Here is a 21,789-nt window from a genome sequence, read left to right on the forward strand (position 1 = left end):
ACCGCTCCTCTTCTGCGTATGGCGTACGCGTTATTGCGTAAGCATTACGCATAACTAGGATGGCGGTCAAGGAAAGGTGGGGTCCAGGTGGTTGAGAAGAACGGCACGCCGGGCGGTACGGGCCTGCCGGCCAGCATCGAGGCCGCCTGGGGGCTGCGCGCACGCCCGGTCAAGGGGCCCAAGCCGGGGCTGACCCTGGACCGCATCGTGGCCGCCGCCATGGCGGTCGCGGCGACGGAGGGGCTGGCCGCCGTCTCGATGGGCCGGGTCGCCAAGGATCTGGGGGCGTCGACCATGGCGCTCTACCGTTACGTCTCCGCCAAAGACGAGCTCTACGTCCTGATGCAGGAGGCGGCCATGGGGCCGCCGCCCCCGCTGCCCGCCCTGGAGACGGGAGCGGGCTGGCGCGAGGCGATCAGCCAGTGGGCCCGGTCGCAGCGCGAGATGTTCCACCACAACCTCTGGATGCTCCGCATCCCGATCGCGGGCCCGCCCGCGAGCCCCAACTCGGTCGCCTGGTGGGAACAGGGGCTCCAGGCGCTGGACGGCAGCGGTCTCCACGAGGGCGACAAGATCTCCGTGATCCTGCTCGTCGCCGGTTTCGTACGGAACGAGGCGCTGCTGATGAGCGACCTCGCCGCGGCCGTCGAGGCGAGGGGCGTGCCCGCGCAGGAGGTGATGGCCGCGTGGGAGCACACCCTGAACCGGCTCGTCGACCCCGTACGGCATCCGGCGCTCTCACGGCTGCGGGAGTCCGGCGTGCTGAGCGAGCCCGACGAACCGGACTACGAGTTCACCTTCGGCCTGGCCCGGCTCCTGGACGGCATCGAGGTGCTCGTGCGGCGGACGGAGGACGGGGTCTGACGATGGTGCCTGACGACGGTGCCTGACGAGGCCTGACGGGGACGGGCGGGACCGATGCTGCATGGCGAGGACAGCGGGCCTGATGGGGCCTGACGGGGGCGGGCCGGGGCCCGCCCGGGCGTCGTCCAGGCGCGTTCAGCCGGTCCGGGTGGTGAGCAGGGCCTTGCCGAGCAGGGTGCGCGCCTCGATCGCCGCGTGGGCCCGCGCCGCCCGCTCCAGCGGGAACACCTCCCCGATCACCGGCCGCAGCCGCCCGGCCGCCGCCTCCGCGAGAGCGAGCCCGGCCAGCCGTACGTGCTCCGCGGGCGACAGCTGCACATCCGCGATGCCGAGCAGGGTGATCGAACGCCGCGCCGCCTCCTCGGGGTCCACGAGCGCGAAGCCGCCGGTCGGCGCCCCGTGCGCGGAGAACCGCCCGCCGTCCGCCACCAGCGGCAGGGCCGCCAGTCCCACCCGGCCGCCGACACCGTCCAGCACCACATCGGCCGGGCCGCCCGCGTCGGCGAGGGCCGCACGGGTCTGCTCCACCCAGTCCGGCGCAGCCCCGTCGATCACCGTGTCGGCGCCCAACTCCCGTACCAGAGCGGTCTTCCGCTCGCCGCGCGCCACCGCCACGACATGCGCGCCCGCCGCGTGCGCCCGCTGGACCAGCAGGGTCCCCATGCCGCCCGACGCGCCGAGGACCAGGACCCGTTCACCCGGCTTCGGGGCCGTCGACTCCAGCAGGGCGAGGGCCGTCACGCCGTCGTGGACCAGCGCCGCCGCCTCACGCAGGCCGAGGGCGTCCGGTACGGGGACGAGCAGCTCGGCGGGGACGGTGGCCCGCTCCGCGTAGCCGCCGGAGAAGCCCACCGAGGCGATAACCCGGCGCCCGGCCCAGGAGGCGTCCACGCCTTCCCCCGTCGTACGGACCGTGCCGGCGATGCCACCGCCGGGCACGTACGGCACCCGGACCGGGAACACCTCGCGGAAGCCGCCCGAGCGGATCTGGGTCTCCACGAAGATCGTGTCGACGTACGCCACGTCCACCAGTGCCTCGCCCGCCGCCACGACCGGGTCCGGCCGCTCCGCCGTGACCAGAACCTCCGGGCCGCCGAACTCCTGAACCAGTGCCACACGCATACGGATCACGCCTCTCCCGTGTCGGCCACCGGTCGTTCCGGCGTCCTGCGGACCACTCTGGGACGTCAAGTCCACTTGAGGTCAAGGGCGTAGGCTAAGCAGTCATGAGCGGAGAGAAGTCCAGGTCCGGGGCGGCGGCGCACGCGCCGGTCGGTCTGCGTGAGCGCAAGAAACAGCTGACTTATCAGGCGGTCTCCGACGCGGCGATCGCGATGTTCCTGGAGCGGGGCTTCGACAAGGTCTCGGTGGCGGAGGTGGCGGCCGCCGCGGACATCTCCAAACCGACGCTGTTCCGGTACTTCCCGGCCAAGGAAGACCTCGTGCTGCACCGGTTCGCCGATCACGAGGACGAGGCCGCCCGGACCGTCGCGGGCCGCGCGGACGGCGAAGCGCCGCTGGACGCGCTGCACCGCCACTTCCTCGCCGGGCTGGCCGGCCGCGACCCGGTGACCGGCCTGTGCGACGACCCGCACGTCCTGGCCTTCCATCGCCTGCTGTACGGCACCCCCGCGCTGGTCGCCCGGATGTACGCGTACCAGGGCCGCTCGGAGGCGGCGCTCGCCCGGGCCCTGGGCGGCGGGGTCGCGGCACGGCTCGCCGCGGGGCAGGTCGTGGCCGTCCTGCGCATCCTGGCCGAGGAGAACTGGCGGCGGATCGACGCGGGGGAGAGCGCGGAGCAGGTGTATCCGGGTGCGGTGGAAGCGGCGGAACTCGCGTTTGTGCAGCTGAGGTCGGGGCTGGGGTAGGCGGCGGGGGCCCGGCCCCGGTGGTGCTGGGGCGGGGCGGCGGGGGTCCTGCCCCGATGACCGTTCCCAGCCGCCACCCTCCTCCAGTGCCCGTGGATCGCTGCGGTGTGCGGCTGGGCCGGGCGCTCCACGACGGAACCGCGACGGATGACCGCACCCGCGTTGGCCATGCCACCGGACAGGACGTGGTCGCTCACGCCGCCTCCTCGTGGCCGCCGTCCTCCAGCACCGCGCTCAACGGTCCGAACAGGTCGGAGAGTTCGCGGTAGAGGACACCGGTCATGCCCAGGGCGACGGCCGCGTCGACGTTCTCCTGGCGGTCGTCCACGAACAGGCACCGGTTCACCGGCACCCCCGCGCGGGCCGCCGCCGTCTCGTAGATGGCCCGGTCCGGCTTGGCCACGCCCTCCCGGGCGCTGCTCACCACGTGGTCGGCCAGGTCGTCGAGGCCCAGCACGGCGAGATCCTGGTCCAGTTGGCCGGACGCGTTGGTGACCAGGACGAGCGGCATCCGCTCCCGTACCCGGCGCAACAACGCCACCACCGCCTCATCGGCCCGGAAGGGGGCCTGAGCCAGCGCGTTCGCCAACGCGTGGGCCTGCGGCGCAGTCGTCCGGCCCGTGAGTCCGGCGGCGATCGTCGCGACCCACTCGTCCGTGGTGATCCGGCCGAGGAGCAGCGGCAGATCGACCTCCGGGGCGTAGGCGACCTCCATGGTCGTGCCCTCGGCGAGCCCCGCTGCCCGTTCCAGGGCGGCCAGTCGCGTCGTGTCGTAGAAGCGGATCACGTTGTCGAGGTCGCAGAGCACCGCGTCGAAGAGACGCGCGGCCGGAGAGCCCGAGCCGGTCGCGAAGCCGATGATGTCGCGCGCCGCCTCGCGCAGGCCGGTGAAGTGCCGGTGGGCGCCGGCCGAGGCGAACGGCGTGTTCACCGACCAGACGGTCATCCCGGCCCGCAGCCCCGCGAGGACACCGGACGGGGCGTCCTCGACGACCAGGCAGTCCTCGGGCCGGGCGCCCAGACGCTCGGCCGCCAGCAGATACGGCACGGGGGACGGCTTGCCCTTGGTGACCGAGGCCGCGTCCACGACCACGTCCGGCATCGGCAGCCCCGTACGGGAGAACCTGCCGCGCACCCGGTGTTCGTAGTTGGAGGTCACCAGGGCCCACGATCCGGCCGGCAGGGCGGACAGCAGGTCCGCGGCGCCCTCGAAGGCCGAGTAGTGGCCGGTCAGGACGTCCTCGTCCTCCAGTTCGTGCAGCAGGGCGAGACACGCGGCGGGGTCCAGGTCCGGCGCGACCTCGGCGAACGTCTCCGAGGGGCGGGTGCGCAGGGCCGTCCGGTAGACCTCGTCCGGGTCGAGCCCGTGCCGCCGTGCCCAAGTGCCCCATACCCGGCGCTGGTTGGCGAGGGCGTCGACGAGGGTGCCGTCGACGTCGAACAGCACGTACTTCGCGGGCATCGAGGATCTCCGTCTGCTGTGTGGCTGAGCCGTCGAGTATGCCGGGCCGGTGCGCTCACTCGGCCGACGGGATGTCCAGGGCCGTTCCGTACAGGCGGGACACCCGGATACGGATCACCACGCGGCGCTCCGCGACCAGCTGCTCCAGGAACGCCGCCTCGTCCGCCGGGTCATCGAAACCGGGTGTCAGGGACAGCAGTTCACGTCCCACCGCGTCCCCGGGCTCGGTGGTCGCCTCCGAGACCTCGGCCTCGCCCTCGGCCACGGCGAAGGACCAGATGTCCGGCCCCTGCACATGGAGGGCGGCGGGCGAACCGCGGCGCACGAGGCGGGCTTTGAGCCGCTCGGCGGTGGTGGAGACGCGTACGGTGCGGGTCGCTTCGTCCCAGTGGTAGAGGACGGTCGACAGGTGGGGATGCCCGGTGCTCCGGACGTTCGCGAGGACCCCGAACTGCTGCTCGCGCAGCAGTCGGGACAGCTCGGGCCCGGTGAGGACGCGGGGGGCGGGGCCGCCGCGGGGCTTGTCGTCCGTTCCGTTCGCGGTGGTCGGCTCGTCCGTCGTGTTCGTCGCGCGCATGGTGAGGGTTCCTCTCGTCCGTGACGGGTGGGTGGGTGGGTCAGGCGTCGGGCGCGGGGCGCCGCAGTACGAGGAGGGCGACGGCGAAGGCGGTGACGAGGAGTCCGGTGCCGACACCGAAGGCCAGGTGGTAGCCCCCGGTCAGGGCCTCGGCCCGGGTGTGGCCGGCCGCGCGGAGGGTGTCGGTGCGGGTGGCCGCCAGGGTGGAGAGCACGGCGACGCCGAGCGCCATGCCGATCTGCTGCGTGGTGTTGAAGAGCCCCGAGGCGAGCCCGGCGTCGTCGTCCCCCGCGCCGGACATGCCGAGCGTCGTCAGGGCCGGGAGCGCGAGTCCGAATCCGGCCGCGAGGAGCATCACGGGCAGCAGGTCGGTGACGTAATCCGCCTGTGCGGGAAGGCGGGTGAGGAGCCCCAGTGCGCCGATCAGCAGCGCGATCCCGGCCAGCAGCACACCACGCTCACCGAAACGGGCGTTCAGGCGGGCGGAGACGCCCAGCGACACGGCTCCGATGACGGCGGCGGCCGGAAGCATGGCCAGACCGGTCTCGGCGGCCCCGTACCCGAGGACGTTCTGGAGGTGGAGGGCCACCAGGATCTGGAACGAGAACAGCGCGGCCACCATCAGCACCTGGACGAGGTTGGCCCCCGAGACGCTGCGGGACCGGAAGATCCGCAACGGCATGAGCGGGTTGCGGGCCGTGGCCTGGCGCGCGACGAAGGCGGCGAGCAGGGCGAGTGCGAGCGCCCCGAGGCCGAGCGTGGGGGCCGAGGTCCAGCCGTACTCCTCGACCTTCACGACCGTGTAGATGCCGAGCATCAGACCGGAGGTGACGAGGAGCGCGCCGAAGAGATCGGCTCCCGCGGCGAGTCCGAGGCCGCGGTCGCCGGGCAGGACGCGTACGGCGATCGCGAGGGCGGCGAGCCCGATCGGCAGGTTGATGAAGAAGATCCAGTGCCAGTCGAGGGCATCGGTGAGGACGCCGCCGAGCACCTGGCCGATGGAGGCGCCCGCCGCTCCGGTGAAGGAGAACACGGCGATGGCCCTGGCGCGTTCGCGGGGGTCGGTGAACAGGGTGATGAGGATGCCGAGGCCGACCGCGGAGGCCATCGCGCTGCCGATGCCCTGGAGGAAGCGGGCGGCGATCAGTACGGCGGGGGAGGCGGCGGCACCGGCCAGCAGGGAGGCCGCGGTGAACACGGCGGTGCCGGCCACGAACATCCGCTTGCGGCCGATCAGGTCACCGAGCCGCCCGGCGAGCAGGAGCAGGCTGCCGAACGCGATCAGGTAGGCGTTGACCACCCAGCTGAGGCCGGCGGGGGTGAACCCCAGGTCGCGCTGGATGGCGGGCATCGCCACGGTCACGATCGAGCCGTCCAGGACGATCATCAGCATCCCGGTGGCGATCACTCCGAGGGCGAGTCGGCGGGTGCGGAGCGTGGGCGCGGGACTGGGGATGGCGCTGGGGGAGGGGGCGGGCGTGGGGCTGGGCGGCGCGGAGGGTGCGGAGGGTGCGGTGGCAGGCATCGGGCGTCTCCTGTCGGTTGGGTCGACACGAGAAACCGTAGCAGATGGTTTCGTTGCAGACTATCTATCTCGGTCCCGCTTTCGATTCGCTCCGTTCTCTGGCTGTCTGCCGCTCTGCCTGCCTGCCTGTCTGTCTGCCCGCCCTCTGCCTGCTGCTGCCGCTCGCTACGTCACTTCTTGCTCTGGCGGGCGCGCCTTACCGCCCCGGGGTTCTCCGCGGGGGAGGCCAGGTGTTCGGCGGCCAGCTGGTTGAGGGCGCGGAGGAGGGCCTTGCGGTCGTCCTCGGGGAGCGTGACGAGCGCGTCCTTGTGCACCTGGTCGACGATGGCCTGGCTCTGGACGGCCAGCCGCGCGCCTTCCTCGGTGACCGCGATGATCCGGGCGCGCCGGTCGCGACTGGAGGGGCGGCGCTCGGCGAGCCCGGCTGCCTCCAGGGCGTCCACGGTCACCACCATCGTGGTCTTGTCCATGTCGCCGATCTCGGCGAGCTGGATCTGGGTGCGCTCCTCCTCCAGGGCGTGCACCAGGACGCAGTGCATGCGTGCGGTCAGTCCGATCTCGGCCAGGGCTGCCGACATCCGGGTGCGCAGGACGTGGCTGGTGTGGTCGAGGAGGAAGGAGAGGTCCGGTTCCGTACGGGCGGGAGTCATGGCGGTCATGCTCACCAGCGTAACAATTAGGTCCGTGACGGATTGTCCGTTAGGAGATGGCCTGCTCGGGGGAGCTCGCGGCGGTCGGGGGGCTCGCGGCGGTCGGGGGGCTCGCGGCGCTCTGGGGAGCCCGCGGCGTTCAGGGGAGCTCGCGGCGGAGGAGGGCCGTGGCGAACGGCTCCCCGCTGGCCTCGGCGTACGCCGTGCGCTCCCGGATCTCGCTGAGTGTGCGGGGCCGGTAGCCGGGCCCGCCGAAGCAGCAGTCCTTGTGGAAGCGGATGCCCGCGTGGAGCAGCACGGAGAGCGTCCGCCAGGCCGCGGTGTCCCGCCGCTTCGGCGCGGCGAAGGCCGAACCGACGTGGATCAGCGGCCCGGCACAGCGCGGGCAGACGCGCGCGCGTGACCTCTCGTACGGCTGCTTGTACGAGGCCCGGCACGGCAGACAGACGTACGCGGTCTTCACGTGGGACATGCGGCGAGGGTAAGGCGTCGCGCACCCTGCGTTCGAGCGCTTTACCTTCGGCCGTCGCGCCGCGCGCGACCCGGCCCGGGCCCGCAGGGCGCCCCGGACCGGGGTCCGATGCGAACGGCCGCGCGCCGGGTCAGCCCTCGTCGCCTTCGTTGCCCTCGTCGTCGTCGTTGATCTGGCGGACCTCGGCGGTGAGGGACCAGCTCTCGGGGTGGAGCCGGAGGAACCGGTCGGCCCACTCCACGGCCTCGGCCTTGTTCTTGGCGCGGATGATGGAGTACCCGCCGACGACTTCCTTGGTCTCGGTGAAGGGCCCGTCGGTGTACGTCATCCTGCCGCCGGACCAGGTGACCCTGGTGCTGTCGGAGGTCGGGGTGAGGCCTGCGGTCTCCAGCATGACCCCGGCCTTGGTGATCTCTTCCAGCAGAGCGCCCATGCGCTCACCGAACTCGGGGCCGGGGTCCTCGGTGGGAACGTTCTGCTCGTCGGTACGGATCATCGTCAGGAAACGCGGCATGGTGACTCCTCGGTCGGGGTGGCGGGGCGTCCCGCCACAGTGGCGCTCTTCCCTGCCTTTCACCCTTGCGTCGAACGGGACAGGGCCGGATCGACACGCGCCCCAGAATCTTTTCCGCGGCCGGACGTCTAGCCGGCGGCGACGGGGCGGTAGGTGCACACGTTCACACCCGTACCGCTGGTGACCGTGGAGACCAGTTCCAGCGTGTTCAGCGCGCCGCCGTCGGGGAAGATCGACTTACCGCCGCCGAGCAGCACCGGCATGACCATGAGCCGCAGCTCGTCGACCAGACCTTCACTCAGGAGCGTGCGTACGAGCGTGGGGCTCCCCATCACGACGAGGTCACCGCCCTCGGTGCCGCGCAGCTCGCGGATGCGCCCGACGGCCTCGCCGCCGGGGATGAGCGTGGTGTTGTTCCAGGTCAGCTCGTCGTCGCCGAGGGTCCGGGACACGACGTACTTCGGCAGGGAGTTCATCCGGTCGGCGAACGGGTCACCGGCCCGCTCGGGCCACGCACCGGCCATCGTCTGCCACGTACGACGCCCGAAGAGCAGCCCTCCGGCCTTCGCCGTCGCCTCGTCGAACGCCCCGCCCACGACCTCGTCGAAGAACGGAGCCGTCCACCCACCGTGCGCGAACCCCCCGTCCTCGTCCTCACCCTTGCCGCCGGGGGCCTGCACGACGCCGTCCAGGCTGATGAACTCAGTGATCACGATGCGCATGGGACTCGCTCCTCATTTCCTGTGCGGGTTACGCCACATAAGACCGCGGCCCGGTCCGAAATTCATCGCACTCAGTCGATCATGAACTGTGATCCAGCTCATGGCGCGCGTCGGTGGGCTGAGCTGCGCCGGCGCCGATCGGTGTTCTGCGGATGCTCCGTACCGATCACCGCAACGGAGAATCCGCGATACGGGGGCGGAGATGCGGGGCAGCAGGCCACTCCGAGCGAGGGCGTCGGATTCGCCGTTCATCCCGACAGCGGTCACGACCTGGTCATGGTCGTGTCCAGCGACGGCCATGGACTCTTCGACGCGGTGACCGGCGAGAAGATTGCCCGCGACCGGGAGCCTGACCCCGATACGAGCACCCCCGACGCCCACCCGGACCTCACCTGCCCGGGGCTCGGCCCGATCGCAGGCGACCCGGTGCGCATCGCCGGGCTCTTCGGCGGCGGCCTGCACAGCACCACACCGGACGGCTGGACCCTGGATGTCGTCAGCCCCGAGTGGCCCCACGAGCGCGTCATCCTCTCCGCCGACGGCGGGTCCCACCAAGGCCCGGCGGGAGGGTCGTGGTGGCACATCTTCCACTCCGAGCACTCGGAACTCCGCGCAGCCGGGTTCTCTCCCTCCGGCCTGACCCTGGCGGTCGCCACCAGCAGCGACCTCACCGTCTGGACCCGACCTGAGCTCCACTTTGACGACTGAGCGGACAACGGGGGACCTGCAAGGACTGGGCAGCGAACAGGGCCATACCCCTCGTCCGAGTGAGCGCACAGTCCGCCGCGATCCCCCGGCGATGGGTCGTGACTCTTAACCGCTGAGGTGATGCGAGGGGCCTTCGGCAGGATTCATGGTGGCCACGCAGGTCGCACGGCCCGTGGACACCGGCCCCGGCCTCGCTCGCATTCGGCAAGCGCTGAGCGTCACGCCGGCGGCCGGGCGAGTTTGGTGGCCACGGCGTCGAGGACCCAGTCCAGGCCGGTTGCGAAGGATGTCTCGGCGTCCACGTCCGTGCCGTCGTGTACGGCCTTGGCCAACGCCGGGAAGCGGCCGGTGGCCAGCATGCTCGTCATGTGGGGACCGTGGGCGCGCTGCCAGTCGTGCGTGGACAGGCCCGTGGCGTGCTCGGCCCGCAGGTGCGCGGTCTCGCGCCTGATCGCGCCGATGAAGTAGGAACTGACCGTCTCCACGGCGCGCATGACGGTGTCGACGTCGGCGAGACCGTCGAAGGAAGACAGCGTGGCCTCGGCCACCGCGAGGCTGTTCGGACCCATGGCAGGGCGACCGCCGAGCAGGTCGGCCAGCCATGTGTGGCGGAGAGCGGCCTGCCTGGTGCGCTGGGCGAGGACGCGCAGCGCCTCCCGCCAGTCACCGGGCTGTTCCTCGGGGAGGATCTCGGCCTGAACCTCGTCCACCATGAGGTCGAACAGCTCCTCCTTGCTGGAGATGTATCTGTACAGCCGCATCGGGCCCGCGTCCAGGCGGGCGGCCACCTTGCGTACCGACACCGCCTCCAGCCCGCCCTCGTCGGCCAGTGCGATGGCGGCGGCGACGATTCGCTCCCGGTCGAGTGGCGCGGGGCGAGACGGCGGTTCCGGCCGGTCCCAGACAGTCATGCTCACACCGTACCGTTGCGATGCACCGTATACGAGCAATACGGTGTATCGCTATGAGACACCGCATCGCAGTGGTCGGGAGCGGTCCTGCCGGCCTTACCTTCGCCCGCGTCCTGCACCGTCATGGTCACCCGGTCACCGTCCTCGAACGCGATCCCGCCAGGGAAGCCCGCCCCCCGGGCGGCATCCTGGACCTGCACGAAGGGCTGGGCCAGCTCGCGCTGGACAAGGCGGGGTTGCTGGCGGAGTTCCAGGCGCTGTCCCGTCCCGAGGGGCAGGCCATGCGCATCCTGGGCACGGACGGGACCGTCCTACGCGACTGGCGACCCCGTCCGGACGACCGGGCCCATCCCGAGATCGACCGGGGGCAACTCCGTGATCTGCTGCTCGGCCCTCTCGACGTCCGATGGGGCCGGGGCGTGACGCAGGTGGTGCCAGGGACCCGGGACGGCGTACTAATCCATTGCGCGGACGGGCGGCGGGAGACGTTCGACCTGGTGATCGGCGCGGACGGTGCCTGGTCCCGGGTTCGCCCGGCGGTCTCGTCGGCGACGCCGCACTACACCGGGGTCACCTATGTCGAGACCTCCCTCGACGACGTCGACACCCGCCATCCCGACCTCGCCCGGCTGGTCGGCGACGGTTCCGTGGCGGTGTACGGCGTGAACCGGGCTCTCGTCGCCCAGCGAAACAGCGGCGGCCACGTCAAGGTGTACGCCCAGTTCCGCGCCCCTCTGGACTGGCACGCGAACGTGGACCTGGCCGACGTCGAGGCCGTGCGATCGAGTCTGCTGGCTCTGTTCGACGGCTGGGCCGCTCCTGTCCTCGACCTCCTCCGTCACGGCACCGCCTTCGTCCACCGCCCCCTCCACGTCCTGCCCGTGTCCCACACCTGGACCCACGTTCCCGGGGTGACGCTCCTGGGCGACGCCGCCCACCTGATGCCTCCCTTGGGGGCGGGCGCGAACCTCGCGATGCTGGAAGGCGCCGAACTCGCCGAGTCCGTCGCCGCCGGCCCTGAGGATCTGGACGAGACCGTCCGCGCCTTCGAGAAACAGATGTGGGCACGGGCCGGCAGGTGGGCGAAGATCACGACGGCCGGTCTGGAACGCCTCGTGAGCCCGGACCCCGCCGAAGCCCTGGCCCTCTTCGACGAAGTCCAGCCATCCTGACTGCCAAGCGCGAGAGCACCAGCATCAGCAGCTCGCCGCGGCTTCACGAGACTCGCCGGGGAACGGCGGCAGGGCCGCGGGAACACTTTTGCAAGCGGGCGCTTGCAAAAGTTAGCAAGGGTGTTGCAGTATCGAGTCATGGCATCACTCAACGTCGGCAGTCTCGGTGAGTACCTGCGTGAGCAGCGCCGCACGGCGCAGCTCTCGCTGCGGCAGCTCGCCGATGCCGCCGGGGTGTCCAATCCCTATCTCAGCCAGATCGAGCGTGGCCTGCGCAAGCCCAGTGCGGAGGTTCTGCAGCAGGTTGCCAAGGCCCTGCGGATCTCCGCCGAGACGCTTTACGTGCGGGCCGGGATTCTGGACGAGCGGGAGCGGGACGAGTTGGAGACGCGGGCGGTCATTCTGGCCGATCCGTCCATCAACGAGCGGCAGAAGAACGTGCTGCTCCAGATCTACGACTCCTTCCGCAAGGAGAACGGCTTCGAAGCCGAAGCCGAAGCCGATGTCGAGCCCCGGTCCGAGGCCGGTGGCGACGGCGCGGCCCGCGACACAGGCGCCGATGGACACGCCGGTGACGGCGTTCCGGGTGCCGTGGGCGACACAGTGGACTTCGACGCCGACGCGGATGCCCGCGGGCCCCGCACGGCCGGCGGCAGTGATGCACGCACACCCTCAAGCTGACTTCTGATGATCCGGGAGGACCACAGTCATGGCCATCACCGATGACCTGCGCAAGACCCTCACCGACCCGACCCCCCTCTACTTCGCCGCCGGTACGGCCGACCTCGCCGTCCAGCAGGCGCGTAAGGTCCCGGCGCTGATCGAGCAGCTGCGGGCCGACGCGCCCGAGCGCATCGAGGCCGTGCGCAACAGTGACCCCAAGGCCGTGCAGGAGAAGGTGACCGCGCAGGCCAGGGAGGCGCAGGCCACCGTTCAGGCGAAGGTCACCGAGGTCATCGGCGCGCTCGACACCGATCTGAAGAAGCTCGGCGAGACCGCTCAGGACCTGGCACTGCGCAGTGTGGGCGTGGCCGCCGAGTACGCGGTCAAGGCCCGTGAGGCGTACGAGCGGGTCGCCGAGCACGGCGAGCAGAGCGTCAGGACGTGGCGCGGCGAGACCGCCGACGAGATCGTCGAGATCGCCGCCGTCGTCGAGGCCGAGCCCAAGGCGAAGCCGAAGCCGAAGGCGGAGACCGCGGCCCCCGCCGCGAAGCCCGTACCGAAGCAGGCGGACGCCAAGGCGGCGCCCGCGCCCGCCAAGAAGGCGCCCGCGCGCAAGCCGGTGGCGAAGAAGACCACGCCGCCCGCCGGTAAGTGACCCCGGGCGCAAGCGATGCGCCGGTGAACGGCTGAGAAGCGAAGAACAGGGTCACGGCTCGGGCACCCTCGCGGTGTCCGGTCCGTTCTCCCGGTAGCGTGGCCACGTTATGGCCGGTCTGACAGGCGGTGGGCACTGTGCTGATGCAGGGTTTCGCGGGGCTGATGTCCCTCTTGAGCTTGGCGCTGATCCTCTTGAGCGGTTTCGCTCTGGTGGACGCGATCATTCGGCGTGAGGACGCCTATCGCGCGGCCGACAAGCAGACCAAGCCCTTCTGGCTGATCATCCTCGCGATCGCGTTCGTGGTGATCTGGCTCTTCCCGATCATGTCGTTCCTGCCGATCATCGGACTGATCGCGACGATCGTGTACATCGTCGACGTGCGGCCCGCCGTGCGGCAGATCTCGGGCGGTGGCGGCGGACGCCGAGGCGGTGGGTCCAGCAGCGACGGGCCGTACGGTCCCTACAACGGCGGGCGCTGAGCGGTCGAGGTCGCGGCCGAGGCGGAGCGGGGGCGGGGGAGACCCCGCCCCCGTCGGCGTATGACGTCCTCGTCGCGGTCCAGCAGCAGGACCGCGACGTCGTCGGTGAGTTCGCCACCGTTCAGCTCCTGCACCTGCGCGAGCGCGGCCTCCAGCAGGTCCTCGCCGCGGAGGCCCTCTTCCAGCTGACGGTTGATCATGGCGACCATGCCGTCCTGGCCGAGGCGCTGGGTGCCGGTCGGGCCGACGCGCCCCTCGATGAGCCCGTCCGTGTACATCATCAGGCTCCAGGAGCCGCCCAGTTCGACCTGTCGGCGCGGCCAGCGGGCGCGCGGCAGCAGGCCGAGGGCGGGCCCCCCGTCCTCGTACGGAAGCAGATGCGCCGCACGCCCCTGGCGGGTGATCAGCGGTGCGGGGTGGCCCGCCAGGCAGAGACCGGCGCGGCGGCCGTCGGGGGAGATGTCGACGGTGCAGAGCGTCGCGAAGATCTCCTCGCTCTCCCGTTCGTGCTCCAGCACCTGCTGGAGCGTGGAGAGGAGCTGGTCCCCGCACAGGCCCGCCAGCGTCAACGCCCGCCAGGCGATGCGCAGTTCGACGCCGAGCGCCGCCTCGTCCGGGCCGTGGCCGCAGACATCGCCGATCATCGCGTGGACCGTGCCGTCCGGCGTACGGACCGTGTCGTAGAAGTCGCCGCCGAGCAGGGCGCGGCTGCGGCCCGGCCGGTAACGGGAGGCGAAGCTCAGGTCCGAGCCCTGGAGAAGGGGCGTGGGCAGCAGGCCGCGTTCCAGCCGGGCGTTCTCCTGGGCACGCAGCCGGGACTCGGTCAGCTGGTGCTGGGCGATGTCGGCGCGCTTGCGCTCGACGGCGTACCGGATGGCGCGACTCAGCAGCCGGCCGTCCAGCTCGCCGCGGAAGAGATAGTCCTGTGCGCCGACCCGTACGGCCTCCGCGGCCAGCTCGGCGTCGTCCTCCGCCGTGAGCGCGAGGACGGCGTGGCGGGGCGCGATCCGCAGTACGTGCTTGAGCGTGGCGAGGCCGTCCGCCAGTGTCGCTTCCGCCCGTGCTTCGGAGCCGACGGGAAGGGCCAGGTCCAGCAGGATGCAGTCGACGTCGTCGGTGAGGAGCCGGCCCGCCTCGGTGAGGTTGCGGGCCGAGCGGACGCGGACCCGGGTCCCGGCGGCGGACGGCAGCTCGGGGACGCTGAAGGTGCCCGTGGGGTCGGCCTCGATCACCAGAAGGGTGAGGTCGGCGCCATAGGTGGCGTCCGCAGCGGTCACGGCACGGTGCTGCGGTTCGGGTACGGGCATCGGTTCTGGTTTCCTTCCCTCCCCCCGAGGGCGCGGCGGGACGACGATCGACGACCCGCCAGACGGGGACGATAGCGGTCCGTGGCAGGGGAACGGAATGGCGAACGGAACTCGGCCTCCGTCATATGCGCAGTCATAAGCCGCTTCCTGTCACGGAACCGGCGAGATGTGCGCGCCCTGCGGGGGGTGTGGGCCATGACAAACATCACCCGCCCTCCGTGCCGCCGCGTGGTCCGGCTCACGTCGTGGAGCGGGGGCGGGGTGGCGTGGCTCACGGACCGGGAGTCGCGTGCCCCGGCGTCCTGCCCTACAGCCCGCCTGCCTGGACATCCAGCCCTGCCCGCCTGCCCGGCCACCCAGTTCGCCCGGCCGCGCCCCGCCTCGCTCACTTGTCCGGGCGGACCACTCCCAGGATCGCCATCGATCCCGCACCCGTCAGCGTGACGTTCCGCCCGGGGCGCGGTGCGTGGACGATCGCGCCGTCGCCGACGTACATCCCGACGTGGCTGGCGTCGGCGTGGTAGATGATCAGGTCGCCCGGGCGCATGTCCTTGATGGCGATGCGCGGGAGCAGGCGCCACTGTTCCTGCGAGGTACGCGGGATCGGGCGCTTCGCCGCCGCCCAGGCCTGGGAGGTCAGCCCCGAGCAGTCGTACGTGTCGGGGCCCTCGGCCCCCCATACGTACGGCTTTCCTATCTGCGCGGTCGCGAAGGCCACGGCCTGCTTGCCGCTCGCGCTCGCCTCGCGGTTGATGTCCCTGAGCGCTCCGGAGCCGAGCCAGGCGGTCTGCGCCGTGTACTGCGCCTGCTCCTCGAGCTTGAGCAGGCGCGCCCGCTCCTCCTTCGCCAGCTGCGACTCGATCTTCTTCGCCGCCGCGATCTGGGCGTTGATCTTCTTCTTGGCCTTGGCCTGCTGGAGGCGGTTGGCTTCGAGCTTCTCCCAGTTGATGCTGGCGTCCTTGGTGTACGTCTCCAAGTCCTCCTGCGTACGCGTCAGTTCGGCCAGGACGCTCTTGGACGCCTGCTGGCCCTGCCTGACCTGGTTCACACCGTCGAGGAAGAGCTGCGGATCGTTGCTGAGGACCAACTGCGCGCCGGGCGGCAGTCCTCCGTTGCGGTACTGCTCGCGGGCCTGGGCGCCCGCTCTGTTCTTGAGCTCGGCGATCTTCGCCTGGCCGTCGACGATCGCCTTGGCCAGCTTGATGATCTCGCCGGACTGCTTGGCCGTCTGCTCCTCGGCCAGGTTGTACGCGTCGGTGGCCGCGCCCGCCTTGCGGTAGAGGGTGTCGATCTCCTCCCGCACCTCTTCGAGGCTCTTCCCCCCTGCCGCCGGAGCGCTGGGAGCGGGCTCCGGCAGTGGTGCGGCCATCGCCTGGACCGGCGCGGCCAGTACAGCCAGCGCGCAGACCAGAGTGATCGCGGCAGCGGCACAGTGGCGTCGGTTCACGGACTCCCCCTCCAGGAACAAAGCGACACAAGCCAGACCGTACGAATACGGCTTTCTGACTTACCGTCAGTAACTTTTCAGCAACGTCGAGATCGTGCCATGTCGGCCCGTAAAGCAACAGAGGCCGACACCGCCCCGTCGTGTCGACGAACGGTGAGCCGTCGGTGTTCCCGCAGTGTGCCGTACGGGCGTGTCGGACGGGTGTCTCGGAGGGACGTCTCGGGCGGACGTACCCGTACGGCGGCCCCCGTTCACGCATCGCCGGGCCGCAGCGCGTCCCACCGCACCGTGATCTCGCCCTGGCGCCACCGCCGTTCCCCGTCCGTCAGCGGCCACTCCCCGGACAGGGCCCGCGCCGTCGCGATCCAGCGCTGCCGGGCACCCAGCGAGGCGTACGGGGAGGCCGCCGCCCAGGCCCGGTCGAAGTCCCGCAGGAAGGCATGGACGGGTTCGCCCGGCACATTGCGGTGGATCAGCGCCTTGGGGAGGCGCTCCGCGAGATCGGACGGGCGCTCCAGCGAGCCCAGCCGGGTCGCGAACGTGACCGTGCGCGGACCCTCCGGGCCCAGTGCCACCCACACGTGACGGCGCCCGATCTCGTCACAGGTGCCCTCGACGAGCAGGCCGTCGGGAGCCAGCCGCGCGCAGAGCCGCCGCCACACCGCGGCGACCTCGCCCTCGTCGTACTGCCGCAGCACGTTCGCCGCCCGGATCAGGGAAGGCCGCCCGGCGGGATCGGCGGCCGGTGCGGTGCCCGGCGGGACCGGGATCTCGAAGCCGCCGTGTACGAACGTGAGCCCCTCGCGTTCGTACGGCTTCGCCGCCGCCACCCGCTCCGGGTCGATCTCGATGCCGACCACCGCCGTGCGCGGTTCGGCGGTGCGCAGGCGTGCCAGCAGCTCGACGGCCGTCCAGGGGGCCGCCCCGTAGCCCAGGTCGACGGCGAGGGGAGAGTCCGAGCGGCGCAGGGCGGGGCCGTGGGTCGCGGCGATCCAGCGGTCCATACGGCGCAGCCGGTTCGGGTTCGTGGTCCCGCGGGTCGCGGTGCCGATGGGGCGCTGGCGCATGACAGCGAGCGTATGCGAAGCCGGAAAGGGGGAAGACGGTCGGCCGGTGCCCGCCCGGGGCCGCCCCCGGCGCGCGGCCCGGTCATGGTTCGGTAAAGCGGAATGAACGGCCGCATGTCGCTGTTCTCGTCTTCGCAGGGACCTGTGCGCCCCTGAGCAGCCATGCCCGGAGTGAGGAGGAACGGACGACGTGAGCCAGTACGTCTCCCGGCTCGGGGGCAGCCGCGTGACCCCGCGTATCCGGTTCCCCGGAGGCTTCCCGGGCACGCACCGCAAGCCGCGGCGCATCGCGATGCTGTCCGTCCACACCTCTCCGCTGCACCAGCCCGGTACGGGCGACGCCGGCGGTATGAACGTCTACATCGTGGAGCTGGCCAAGCGCCTCGCCGCGATCAACATCGAGGTCGAGATCTTCACCCGGGCCACGACCGGCGCCCTGCCCCCGGCGGTGGAGCTGTCGCCGGGCGTCCTCGTCCGGCACGTCGACGCGGGGCCGTACGAAGGCCTGGCCAAGGAGGAGCTGCCCGCGCAGCTCTGCGCCTTCACGCACGGCGTGATGCAGGCCTGGGCCGGCCAGCGCCCCGGCTACTACGACCTCGTCCACTCCCACTACTGGCTCTCCGGCCAGGTCGGCTGGCTGGCCGCGCAGCGCTGGGGCGTTCCCCTCGTCCACGCCATGCACACCATGGCGAAGGTCAAGAACGCGGCGCTCGCCGAGGGGGACACCCCCGAGCCCGCCGCCCGCGTCATCGGTGAGACGCAGATCGTGCGCGCCTCGGACCGGCTCATCGCGAACACGGCGGAGGAGGCGGACGAGCTGGTGCGCTTCTACGAGGCGGACCACGGCAACGTCGCCGTCGTCCACCCCGGCGTCAACCTGGACCGCTTCCGCCCGGCGGACGGCCGCGCCGCGGCACGCGCCCGCCTCGGACTGCCGCAGGACGCCTTCATTCCGCTCTTCGCCGGCCGCATCCAGCCGCTGAAGGCCCCCGACATCCTGCTGCGAGCCGTCGCGGTGCTCCTGGACCGTGACCCCTCGCTCCGTCACCGGATGGTCGTACCCGTCGTCGGCGGGCCGAGCGGCAGCGGGCTCGCCAAGCCGGAGGGTCTGCACAAGCTGGCCGCGAGGCTGGGCATCGCCGACGTCGTACGGTTCCACCCGCCCGTCGGGCAGGACCAGCTCGCCGACTGGTTCCGGGCCGCGTCCGTGCTGGTCATGCCCTCGTACAGCGAGTCCTTCGGCCTCGTCGCCATTGAGGCCCAGGCGGCCGGCACCCCGGTCGTCGCGGCATCCGTGGGCGGTCTCCCGGTGGCCGTACGGGACGGGGTCAGCGGCTTCCTGATACCCGGGCACGACCCGGAGGCGTACGCCGGTGCACTGGGCCGGTTCGTGGACACACCGGAGCTGGTGGGACGGATGGGGGCGGCAGCGGCCGCGCACGCCCAGTCGTTCGGCTGGGACACGGCGGCGGCGGCGACATCCGATGTGTACACGGCAGCGATGTACGAGCACCGCCGTCACGTACGCTCGCACCATGGCTGACGTACCCGACGAAGCAGCAGTGGCGCAGGTCATCGAGGCGACGCTGAATGACGCGGAGCTCGAATGGGAGAGCCCGGAGCCCGGCAACTACGTCGTGAAGCTGCCCGGCACCCGCAAGCTGTTCACCACGTGTTCCCTGCTCGTCGGCAAGCACTCCCTCTCGATCAACGCCTTCGTCATCCGCCATCCGGACGAGAACGACGCCGCTGTGCACCGCTGGCTGCTGGAGCGCAACCTCCGCCTCTTCGGCGTGAGTTACGCGGTCGACCCCCTCGGCGACATCTACCTGGCCGGCAAACTCCCGCTGGGCGTCGTCACTCCGGAGGAACTGGACCGGCTGCTCGGCACCGTCCTCGAAGCGGCCGACGGATCGTTCAACACCCTCCTTGAGCTGGGCTTCGCGAGCGCGATCCGCAAGGAGTACGCGTGGCGCGTCTCGCGAGGCGAGTCCACCCGGAATCTGGACGCGTTCGCGCATCTGACCCAGCGTCCGACCGCCTGAAGCGCCCCGTCGGCGCGGTCACCCTCGCTCCCCGAGCCCTCCCGGGCACGTCGGCGTATTCACAGAGTGATCACAGGCGAATCACAATCGCGTCCCGTGACTGGTCAAGCCGATCACCGGACAGGTGTCCGAATCTAGAGTGTGACGCACTGCGACGACCTACCCCGAGCGGCGTCTAACTGCCGCGCCGGACAAGGGTCGTTGTTCCATGAGACGGAGAGATGAACCATGCGCGCCACCGCCGTACGCCGTACCGCCCTCGCCGCTTCCGTGGCGGCCCTGGCCCTGCTGGCCACGGCCTGCGGAGGCTCGGACTCCAGCAGCAAGGGTGACGGGGCCAAGGACGGCGCCAAGGAAGGCGCCGCCGGGAAGCCCGCCGTCAAGGCGCTGACCGCCGCCGAGCTGGAGAAGGCTTCTCTGGCCCAGGGTGACGTCGAGGGGCACAAGATCACGAAGGCCGGTGCCGAGGACTCGGTCGCGGCCGCCGACGTCAGTTCGGACAAGGAGGCGTGCGCCCCCCTGGCCCGCGCGTTCTACGGCGCGGAGGAGGGCAAGCCGACCGCCAGCACCAAGCGCCAGGTGATCAGCGAGCCCAAGATCGACGGCGGCGACATGACCGAGGGGGACGTCGAGGACTCGCTCACGTCGGCCTTCGACCTGACGTCCACGCTGCTGACGCTCTCCTCCTACGACAGTGCGACCGCCGAGGGCAACATCGCCGCGCTCCGCAAGGCCGCGACCGACTGCGCCGGCGGCTTCAGCATCACCGCGGCCGGTGAGACGCAGAAGGTCACCAAGATCACCGAGGCGAAGGTCACCGGTGGCGAGGAAGCCCTCGCCTGGACGCTGCTGGCCGAGCAGGACGGCGAGAGCGCCCCGCTGACGCTCGTGGCGCTGCGCCAGGGCGGCACGGTCGCCACGTTCACCTCGTTCAACCTCGCGGCGGCCAGCGGCAAGGGCACGCTCGAACTGCCGGCGGCCGTGGTCGCGGCCCAGGCGGCGAAGCTCGCCTGATCACCGCCCGCCACGACCTGGCGCGCCCTGCCCGAAAGGTGGGGCGCGTCCGTGTTCCAGGCCGGTGGCACGCCTCTCAGGGCAGCGGTACGAGCCTCACCACGGTGACGGTCAGGACCGACCCGGAGACGTAGTAGAGGACGATGGCGCCCAGGACCGTCGCCTCGCGGCGGTCGTGTTCGCTCTTGACGGCGCACGACCCGTGTCCGTACGGATCACGGCCCAGCGTGCGGGCCATCTCGTCGCGGAACGGATCGCCGTCCCGCATCTTGGCCAGCGTGTCGTCCGCCGGCGGCGCGTACGAGATGCGGAACGCACCGGCACCCGGCCGGCTCCGGTCCCTGCGGTGGCGGCTCAAAGGACCTGCCGCCTCTCGGCCTCGTCCTGCGCCAGCCGGACCAGGATGCCTTCGGCCTCCGGATCGGGCACGGCCTCCAGCATCCAGTGCCGCATGACCGCGTGGATCTCGTCCACTCCCGCCGCGTTGATCGCACGGTCGAACTCGGTGCGTCTGTCCTCGGGCAGGGCGGTGCGGATGTCCGGAATGCTGTTGGGCACGTCGACTTCGGTGCCGCCGACGTAGGTCTTCAGGGGCTCGCCCATGATCGTTCTCCCCGATCTCCTTGCTCTTCACGCCCGTTCGGTTTCTCGCGCACGTTCGCGCGTACCAGCGGGTGTGTCAGGGACAGTCCACGACGCGCACGATCATAGGGTCGTGGCCTGCTCGGTGAGCACCTGGACGCCGTCCAGTACGCGTTCGAGACCGAACTCGAAGAGCGCGTCCAGGTCGAGGTCGAACTCATCAGGGCCGAAGAGCGTCGACAGGACCGGATAGGCCCCGGACGTCTGGATGGCCTCCATCCGCGGCTCGTTGGACGCCATCCACTCGTCCGGCGTCATACCGGTGTCCTGCCGCGCCTGCGACTCCAGCTCCATCGCCATCGCGATCCCCTGGGCGAACCCGAGCAGGGTCAGATGCGTGTGGAGCATCTGGGACGGAGCGAGGCCCAGCCCCGCGAGGGAGGCCAGCACGCGCTCGGTGTACCGCATGGCGTGGGGTGAGGCCATCGGCCGGGTGAGAGCTGCCATCGCCCGCGCCAGCCAGGGGTGACGCTCGTACCGGGCCCACAACCACCGTGCCTCCAGGGCGAGTCGGACGCGCCATGAGCCGGCCGGAGGGCCCGTGGGCTCCTCCCTGAACACGGCTTCCGACATCAGCCGTACGAGTTCGGCCTTGCTGGGCACATGCCGGTACAGGGCCATGGTGGACGTACCGAACTCCGTCGCGATCCGGCGCATCGACACGGCGCCGAGCCCCTCCACGTCGGCCAGCTCGATCGCGGTGCGGATGATCCGTTCGGCGGTGAGGCCCTGGCCCGGCGCAGCCCTGCCCCCCTCCCGCCGGACCTCCGCGACCACCGTGCCGACCCCGGGCACGGCCCGTACCAGCCCCTCCTGCGCCAAGGCGGCCAGCGCCTTCGAGGCGGTGGCCATGGCGACCCCCCACTCCTGCGTGATGCGCCGGGTCGAGGGGACCGGATCGCCGGGCGACAACTCCCCCGAGGTGATGCGGCGGCGGATGTCCGCAGCGATGCGGAGGTAGGGCGGATCGCTGGCCATGGCGGCACTGTACTAGTGCACTCAACCGCTGTCTCCCGTCCAGG

24 protein-coding genes and 2 pseudogenes are annotated in these 21,789 nt (G+C 71.4%); 10 read left to right on the plus strand and 16 right to left on the minus strand.

All coding sequences use genetic code 11. The features are described from left to right. The first annotated feature begins 87 nt into the window (after positions 1–87). Positions 88–864, plus strand: a complete 777-nt coding sequence (locus AC07FA_RS32445; RefSeq protein ID WP_479079923.1) for a TetR/AcrR family transcriptional regulator — start codon at positions 88–90, stop codon at positions 862–864. A gap of 135 nt (positions 865–999) precedes the next feature. Here AC07FA_RS32445 and AC07FA_RS32450 read toward each other — a convergent pair whose 3' ends face one another. Next, positions 1,000–1,986, minus strand: coding sequence for a zinc-binding dehydrogenase (locus tag AC07FA_RS32450; protein ID WP_479079924.1), 987 nt, complete (start codon positions 1,984–1,986; stop codon positions 1,000–1,002). Between the two features lie 104 nt (positions 1,987–2,090). On the opposite strand from AC07FA_RS32450, the gene AC07FA_RS32455 reads away from it, so the two are divergent. Further along, on the plus strand, positions 2,091–2,732 hold the full coding sequence (locus tag AC07FA_RS32455; protein ID WP_479079925.1) for a TetR/AcrR family transcriptional regulator: 642 nt from the start codon (positions 2,091–2,093) through the stop codon (positions 2,730–2,732). Positions 2,733–2,925: 193 nt separating this feature from the next. Here AC07FA_RS32455 and AC07FA_RS32460 read toward each other — a convergent pair whose 3' ends face one another. The 8 genes and pseudogenes from AC07FA_RS32460 to AC07FA_RS32495 all read right to left on the minus strand — a co-directional run bounded on the left by AC07FA_RS32460 (position 2,926) and on the right by AC07FA_RS32495 (position 8,654). Then, a complete protein-coding gene (locus tag AC07FA_RS32460; RefSeq protein ID WP_479079952.1) occupies positions 2,926–3,540 on the minus strand; it encodes an HAD family hydrolase in 615 nt (204 codons plus the stop codon). Positions 3,541–3,570: 30 nt separating this feature from the next. After that, positions 3,571–4,194: pseudogene (locus tag AC07FA_RS32465) on the minus strand (HAD family hydrolase); the annotation flags it as partial. A 55-nt stretch (positions 4,195–4,249) separates the two neighbouring features. Further along, positions 4,250–4,771, minus strand: coding sequence for a TIGR03618 family F420-dependent PPOX class oxidoreductase (locus AC07FA_RS32470; protein ID WP_479079926.1), 522 nt, complete (start codon positions 4,769–4,771; stop codon positions 4,250–4,252). Between the two features lie 40 nt (positions 4,772–4,811). Beyond that, the gene (locus tag AC07FA_RS32475) at positions 4,812–6,296 is read right to left on the minus strand and encodes an MFS transporter (protein WP_479079927.1); all 1,485 of its coding nucleotides are present in this window, start codon (positions 6,294–6,296) and stop codon (positions 4,812–4,814) included. A 170-nt stretch (positions 6,297–6,466) separates the two neighbouring features. Further along, entirely contained in the window at positions 6,467–6,955 is a 489-nt protein-coding gene (locus AC07FA_RS32480; protein WP_479079928.1) for a MarR family winged helix-turn-helix transcriptional regulator, read from the minus strand. 130 nt (positions 6,956–7,085) lie between these two features. Further along, positions 7,086–7,418: a deoxyxylulose-5-phosphate synthase gene (locus AC07FA_RS32485; RefSeq protein WP_479079929.1), complete on the minus strand. Its 333-nt coding sequence runs from the start codon at positions 7,416–7,418 to the stop codon at positions 7,086–7,088. A gap of 130 nt (positions 7,419–7,548) precedes the next feature. Next, positions 7,549–7,932 carry a YciI family protein gene (locus tag AC07FA_RS32490; RefSeq protein ID WP_479079930.1) on the minus strand — a complete coding sequence of 128 codons (384 nt, stop codon included), beginning with the start codon at positions 7,930–7,932 and terminating at the stop codon, positions 7,549–7,551. Between the two features lie 128 nt (positions 7,933–8,060). After that, positions 8,061–8,654 (minus strand): dihydrofolate reductase family protein, encoded by a 594-nt coding sequence (locus AC07FA_RS32495; protein WP_479079931.1) that lies wholly within the window; start codon positions 8,652–8,654, stop codon positions 8,061–8,063. Positions 8,655–8,885: 231 nt separating this feature from the next. On the opposite strand from AC07FA_RS32495, the pseudogene AC07FA_RS32500 reads away from it, so the two are divergent. Beyond that, positions 8,886–9,362, plus strand: a pseudogene (locus AC07FA_RS32500) (hypothetical protein); the annotation flags it as partial. A 218-nt stretch (positions 9,363–9,580) separates the two neighbouring features. Here the strand turns inward: AC07FA_RS32500 and AC07FA_RS32505 are convergent. Beyond that, positions 9,581–10,273, minus strand: a complete 693-nt coding sequence (locus tag AC07FA_RS32505; protein WP_479079932.1) for a TetR/AcrR family transcriptional regulator — start codon at positions 10,271–10,273, stop codon at positions 9,581–9,583. 53 nt (positions 10,274–10,326) lie between these two features. On the opposite strand from AC07FA_RS32505, the gene AC07FA_RS32510 reads away from it, so the two are divergent. From AC07FA_RS32510 to AC07FA_RS32525, 4 genes are all read left to right on the plus strand, one after another. Next, entirely contained in the window at positions 10,327–11,445 is a 1,119-nt protein-coding gene (locus AC07FA_RS32510; RefSeq protein ID WP_479079933.1) for an FAD-dependent oxidoreductase, read from the plus strand. 138 nt (positions 11,446–11,583) lie between these two features. Continuing rightward, on the plus strand, positions 11,584–12,126 hold the full coding sequence (locus AC07FA_RS32515; RefSeq protein WP_479079934.1) for a helix-turn-helix domain-containing protein: 543 nt from the start codon (positions 11,584–11,586) through the stop codon (positions 12,124–12,126). Between the two features lie 28 nt (positions 12,127–12,154). Continuing rightward, entirely contained in the window at positions 12,155–12,763 is a 609-nt protein-coding gene (locus tag AC07FA_RS32520; protein WP_479079935.1) for a hypothetical protein, read from the plus strand. Between the two features lie 143 nt (positions 12,764–12,906). After that, the gene (locus tag AC07FA_RS32525; RefSeq protein ID WP_479079953.1) at positions 12,907–13,245 is read left to right on the plus strand and encodes a DUF2516 family protein; all 339 of its coding nucleotides are present in this window, start codon (positions 12,907–12,909) and stop codon (positions 13,243–13,245) included. Here AC07FA_RS32525 and AC07FA_RS32530 read toward each other — a convergent pair. The 3 genes from AC07FA_RS32530 to AC07FA_RS32540 all read right to left on the minus strand — a co-directional run bounded on the left by AC07FA_RS32530 (position 13,227) and on the right by AC07FA_RS32540 (position 17,066). Continuing rightward, positions 13,227–14,552: a PP2C family protein-serine/threonine phosphatase gene (locus AC07FA_RS32530; protein WP_479079936.1), complete on the minus strand. Its 1,326-nt coding sequence runs from the start codon at positions 14,550–14,552 to the stop codon at positions 13,227–13,229. The genes AC07FA_RS32525 and AC07FA_RS32530 overlap by 19 nt on opposite strands. Positions 14,553–14,937: 385 nt before the next feature. Beyond that, entirely contained in the window at positions 14,938–15,999 is a 1,062-nt protein-coding gene (locus tag AC07FA_RS32535; RefSeq protein ID WP_479079937.1) for a C40 family peptidase, read from the minus strand. A 251-nt stretch (positions 16,000–16,250) separates the two neighbouring features. Further along, positions 16,251–17,066 carry a class I SAM-dependent methyltransferase gene (locus AC07FA_RS32540; RefSeq protein WP_479079938.1) on the minus strand — a complete coding sequence of 272 codons (816 nt, stop codon included), beginning with the start codon at positions 17,064–17,066 and terminating at the stop codon, positions 16,251–16,253. Positions 17,067–17,256: 190 nt separating this feature from the next. On the opposite strand from AC07FA_RS32540, the gene mshA reads away from it, so the two are divergent. The 3 genes from mshA to AC07FA_RS32555 all read left to right on the plus strand — a co-directional run bounded on the left by mshA (position 17,257) and on the right by AC07FA_RS32555 (position 20,125). Then, the gene (gene mshA, locus AC07FA_RS32545; RefSeq protein WP_479079939.1) at positions 17,257–18,609 is read left to right on the plus strand and encodes a D-inositol-3-phosphate glycosyltransferase; all 1,353 of its coding nucleotides are present in this window, start codon (positions 17,257–17,259) and stop codon (positions 18,607–18,609) included. Further along, entirely contained in the window at positions 18,602–19,111 is a 510-nt protein-coding gene (locus AC07FA_RS32550) for a type III secretion system chaperone family protein (protein ID WP_479079940.1), read from the plus strand. Before mshA ends, AC07FA_RS32550 begins: the two co-directional genes overlap by 8 nt. A 228-nt stretch (positions 19,112–19,339) precedes the next feature. Further along, positions 19,340–20,125: a hypothetical protein gene (locus AC07FA_RS32555; RefSeq protein WP_479079941.1), complete on the plus strand. Its 786-nt coding sequence runs from the start codon at positions 19,340–19,342 to the stop codon at positions 20,123–20,125. Between the two features lie 76 nt (positions 20,126–20,201). Here the strand turns inward: AC07FA_RS32555 and AC07FA_RS32560 are convergent, their stop codons facing one another. From AC07FA_RS32560 to AC07FA_RS32570, 3 genes are all read right to left on the minus strand, one after another. Then, on the minus strand, positions 20,202–20,393 hold the full coding sequence (locus AC07FA_RS32560; RefSeq protein ID WP_382737363.1) for a hypothetical protein: 192 nt from the start codon (positions 20,391–20,393) through the stop codon (positions 20,202–20,204). Positions 20,394–20,479: 86 nt separating this feature from the next. Beyond that, the gene (locus AC07FA_RS32565) at positions 20,480–20,728 is read right to left on the minus strand and encodes a hypothetical protein (protein WP_479079942.1); all 249 of its coding nucleotides are present in this window, start codon (positions 20,726–20,728) and stop codon (positions 20,480–20,482) included. A 102-nt stretch (positions 20,729–20,830) separates the two neighbouring features. Further along, on the minus strand, positions 20,831–21,745 hold the full coding sequence (locus tag AC07FA_RS32570) for a TetR/AcrR family transcriptional regulator C-terminal domain-containing protein (protein WP_479079943.1): 915 nt from the start codon (positions 21,743–21,745) through the stop codon (positions 20,831–20,833). Positions 21,746–21,789 lie beyond the last annotated feature (44 nt).

Source organism: Streptomyces sp. NPDC045968, from assembly GCF_056430475.1.

Bases quoted from the DNA above. Each gene is read 5' to 3' on its own strand.
- AC07FA_RS32450 (WP_479079924.1), bottom strand. From the start codon at position 1,986: ATGCGTGTGGCACTGGTTCAGGAGTTCGGCGGCCCGGAGGTTCTGGTC.
- AC07FA_RS32455 (WP_479079925.1), top strand. From the start codon at position 2,091: ATGAGCGGAGAGAAGTCCAGGTCCGGGGCGGCGGCGCACGCGCCGGTC.
- AC07FA_RS32470 (WP_479079926.1), bottom strand. From the start codon at position 4,771: ATGCGCGCGACGAACACGACGGACGAGCCGACCACCGCGAACGGAACG.
- AC07FA_RS32475 (WP_479079927.1), bottom strand. From the start codon at position 6,296: ATGCCTGCCACCGCACCCTCCGCACCCTCCGCGCCGCCCAGCCCCACG.
- AC07FA_RS32480 (WP_479079928.1), bottom strand. From the start codon at position 6,955: ATGACCGCCATGACTCCCGCCCGTACGGAACCGGACCTCTCCTTCCTC.
- AC07FA_RS32485 (WP_479079929.1), bottom strand. From the start codon at position 7,418: ATGTCCCACGTGAAGACCGCGTACGTCTGTCTGCCGTGCCGGGCCTCG.
- AC07FA_RS32490 (WP_479079930.1), bottom strand. From the start codon at position 7,932: ATGCCGCGTTTCCTGACGATGATCCGTACCGACGAGCAGAACGTTCCC.
- AC07FA_RS32495 (WP_479079931.1), bottom strand. From the start codon at position 8,654: ATGCGCATCGTGATCACTGAGTTCATCAGCCTGGACGGCGTCGTGCAG.
- AC07FA_RS32505 (WP_479079932.1), bottom strand. From the start codon at position 10,273: ATGACTGTCTGGGACCGGCCGGAACCGCCGTCTCGCCCCGCGCCACTC.
- AC07FA_RS32510 (WP_479079933.1), top strand. From the start codon at position 10,327: ATGAGACACCGCATCGCAGTGGTCGGGAGCGGTCCTGCCGGCCTTACC.
- AC07FA_RS32515 (WP_479079934.1), top strand. From the start codon at position 11,584: ATGGCATCACTCAACGTCGGCAGTCTCGGTGAGTACCTGCGTGAGCAG.
- AC07FA_RS32520 (WP_479079935.1), top strand. From the start codon at position 12,155: ATGGCCATCACCGATGACCTGCGCAAGACCCTCACCGACCCGACCCCC.
- AC07FA_RS32525 (WP_479079953.1), top strand. From the start codon at position 12,907: ATGCAGGGTTTCGCGGGGCTGATGTCCCTCTTGAGCTTGGCGCTGATC.
- AC07FA_RS32530 (WP_479079936.1), bottom strand. From the start codon at position 14,552: ATGCCCGTACCCGAACCGCAGCACCGTGCCGTGACCGCTGCGGACGCC.
- AC07FA_RS32540 (WP_479079938.1), bottom strand. From the start codon at position 17,066: ATGCGCCAGCGCCCCATCGGCACCGCGACCCGCGGGACCACGAACCCG.
- AC07FA_RS32550 (WP_479079940.1), top strand. From the start codon at position 18,602: ATGGCTGACGTACCCGACGAAGCAGCAGTGGCGCAGGTCATCGAGGCG.
- AC07FA_RS32555 (WP_479079941.1), top strand. From the start codon at position 19,340: ATGCGCGCCACCGCCGTACGCCGTACCGCCCTCGCCGCTTCCGTGGCG.
- AC07FA_RS32560 (WP_382737363.1), bottom strand. From the start codon at position 20,393: ATGCGGGACGGCGATCCGTTCCGCGACGAGATGGCCCGCACGCTGGGC.
- AC07FA_RS32565 (WP_479079942.1), bottom strand. From the start codon at position 20,728: ATGGGCGAGCCCCTGAAGACCTACGTCGGCGGCACCGAAGTCGACGTG.
- AC07FA_RS32570 (WP_479079943.1), bottom strand. From the start codon at position 21,745: ATGGCCAGCGATCCGCCCTACCTCCGCATCGCTGCGGACATCCGCCGC.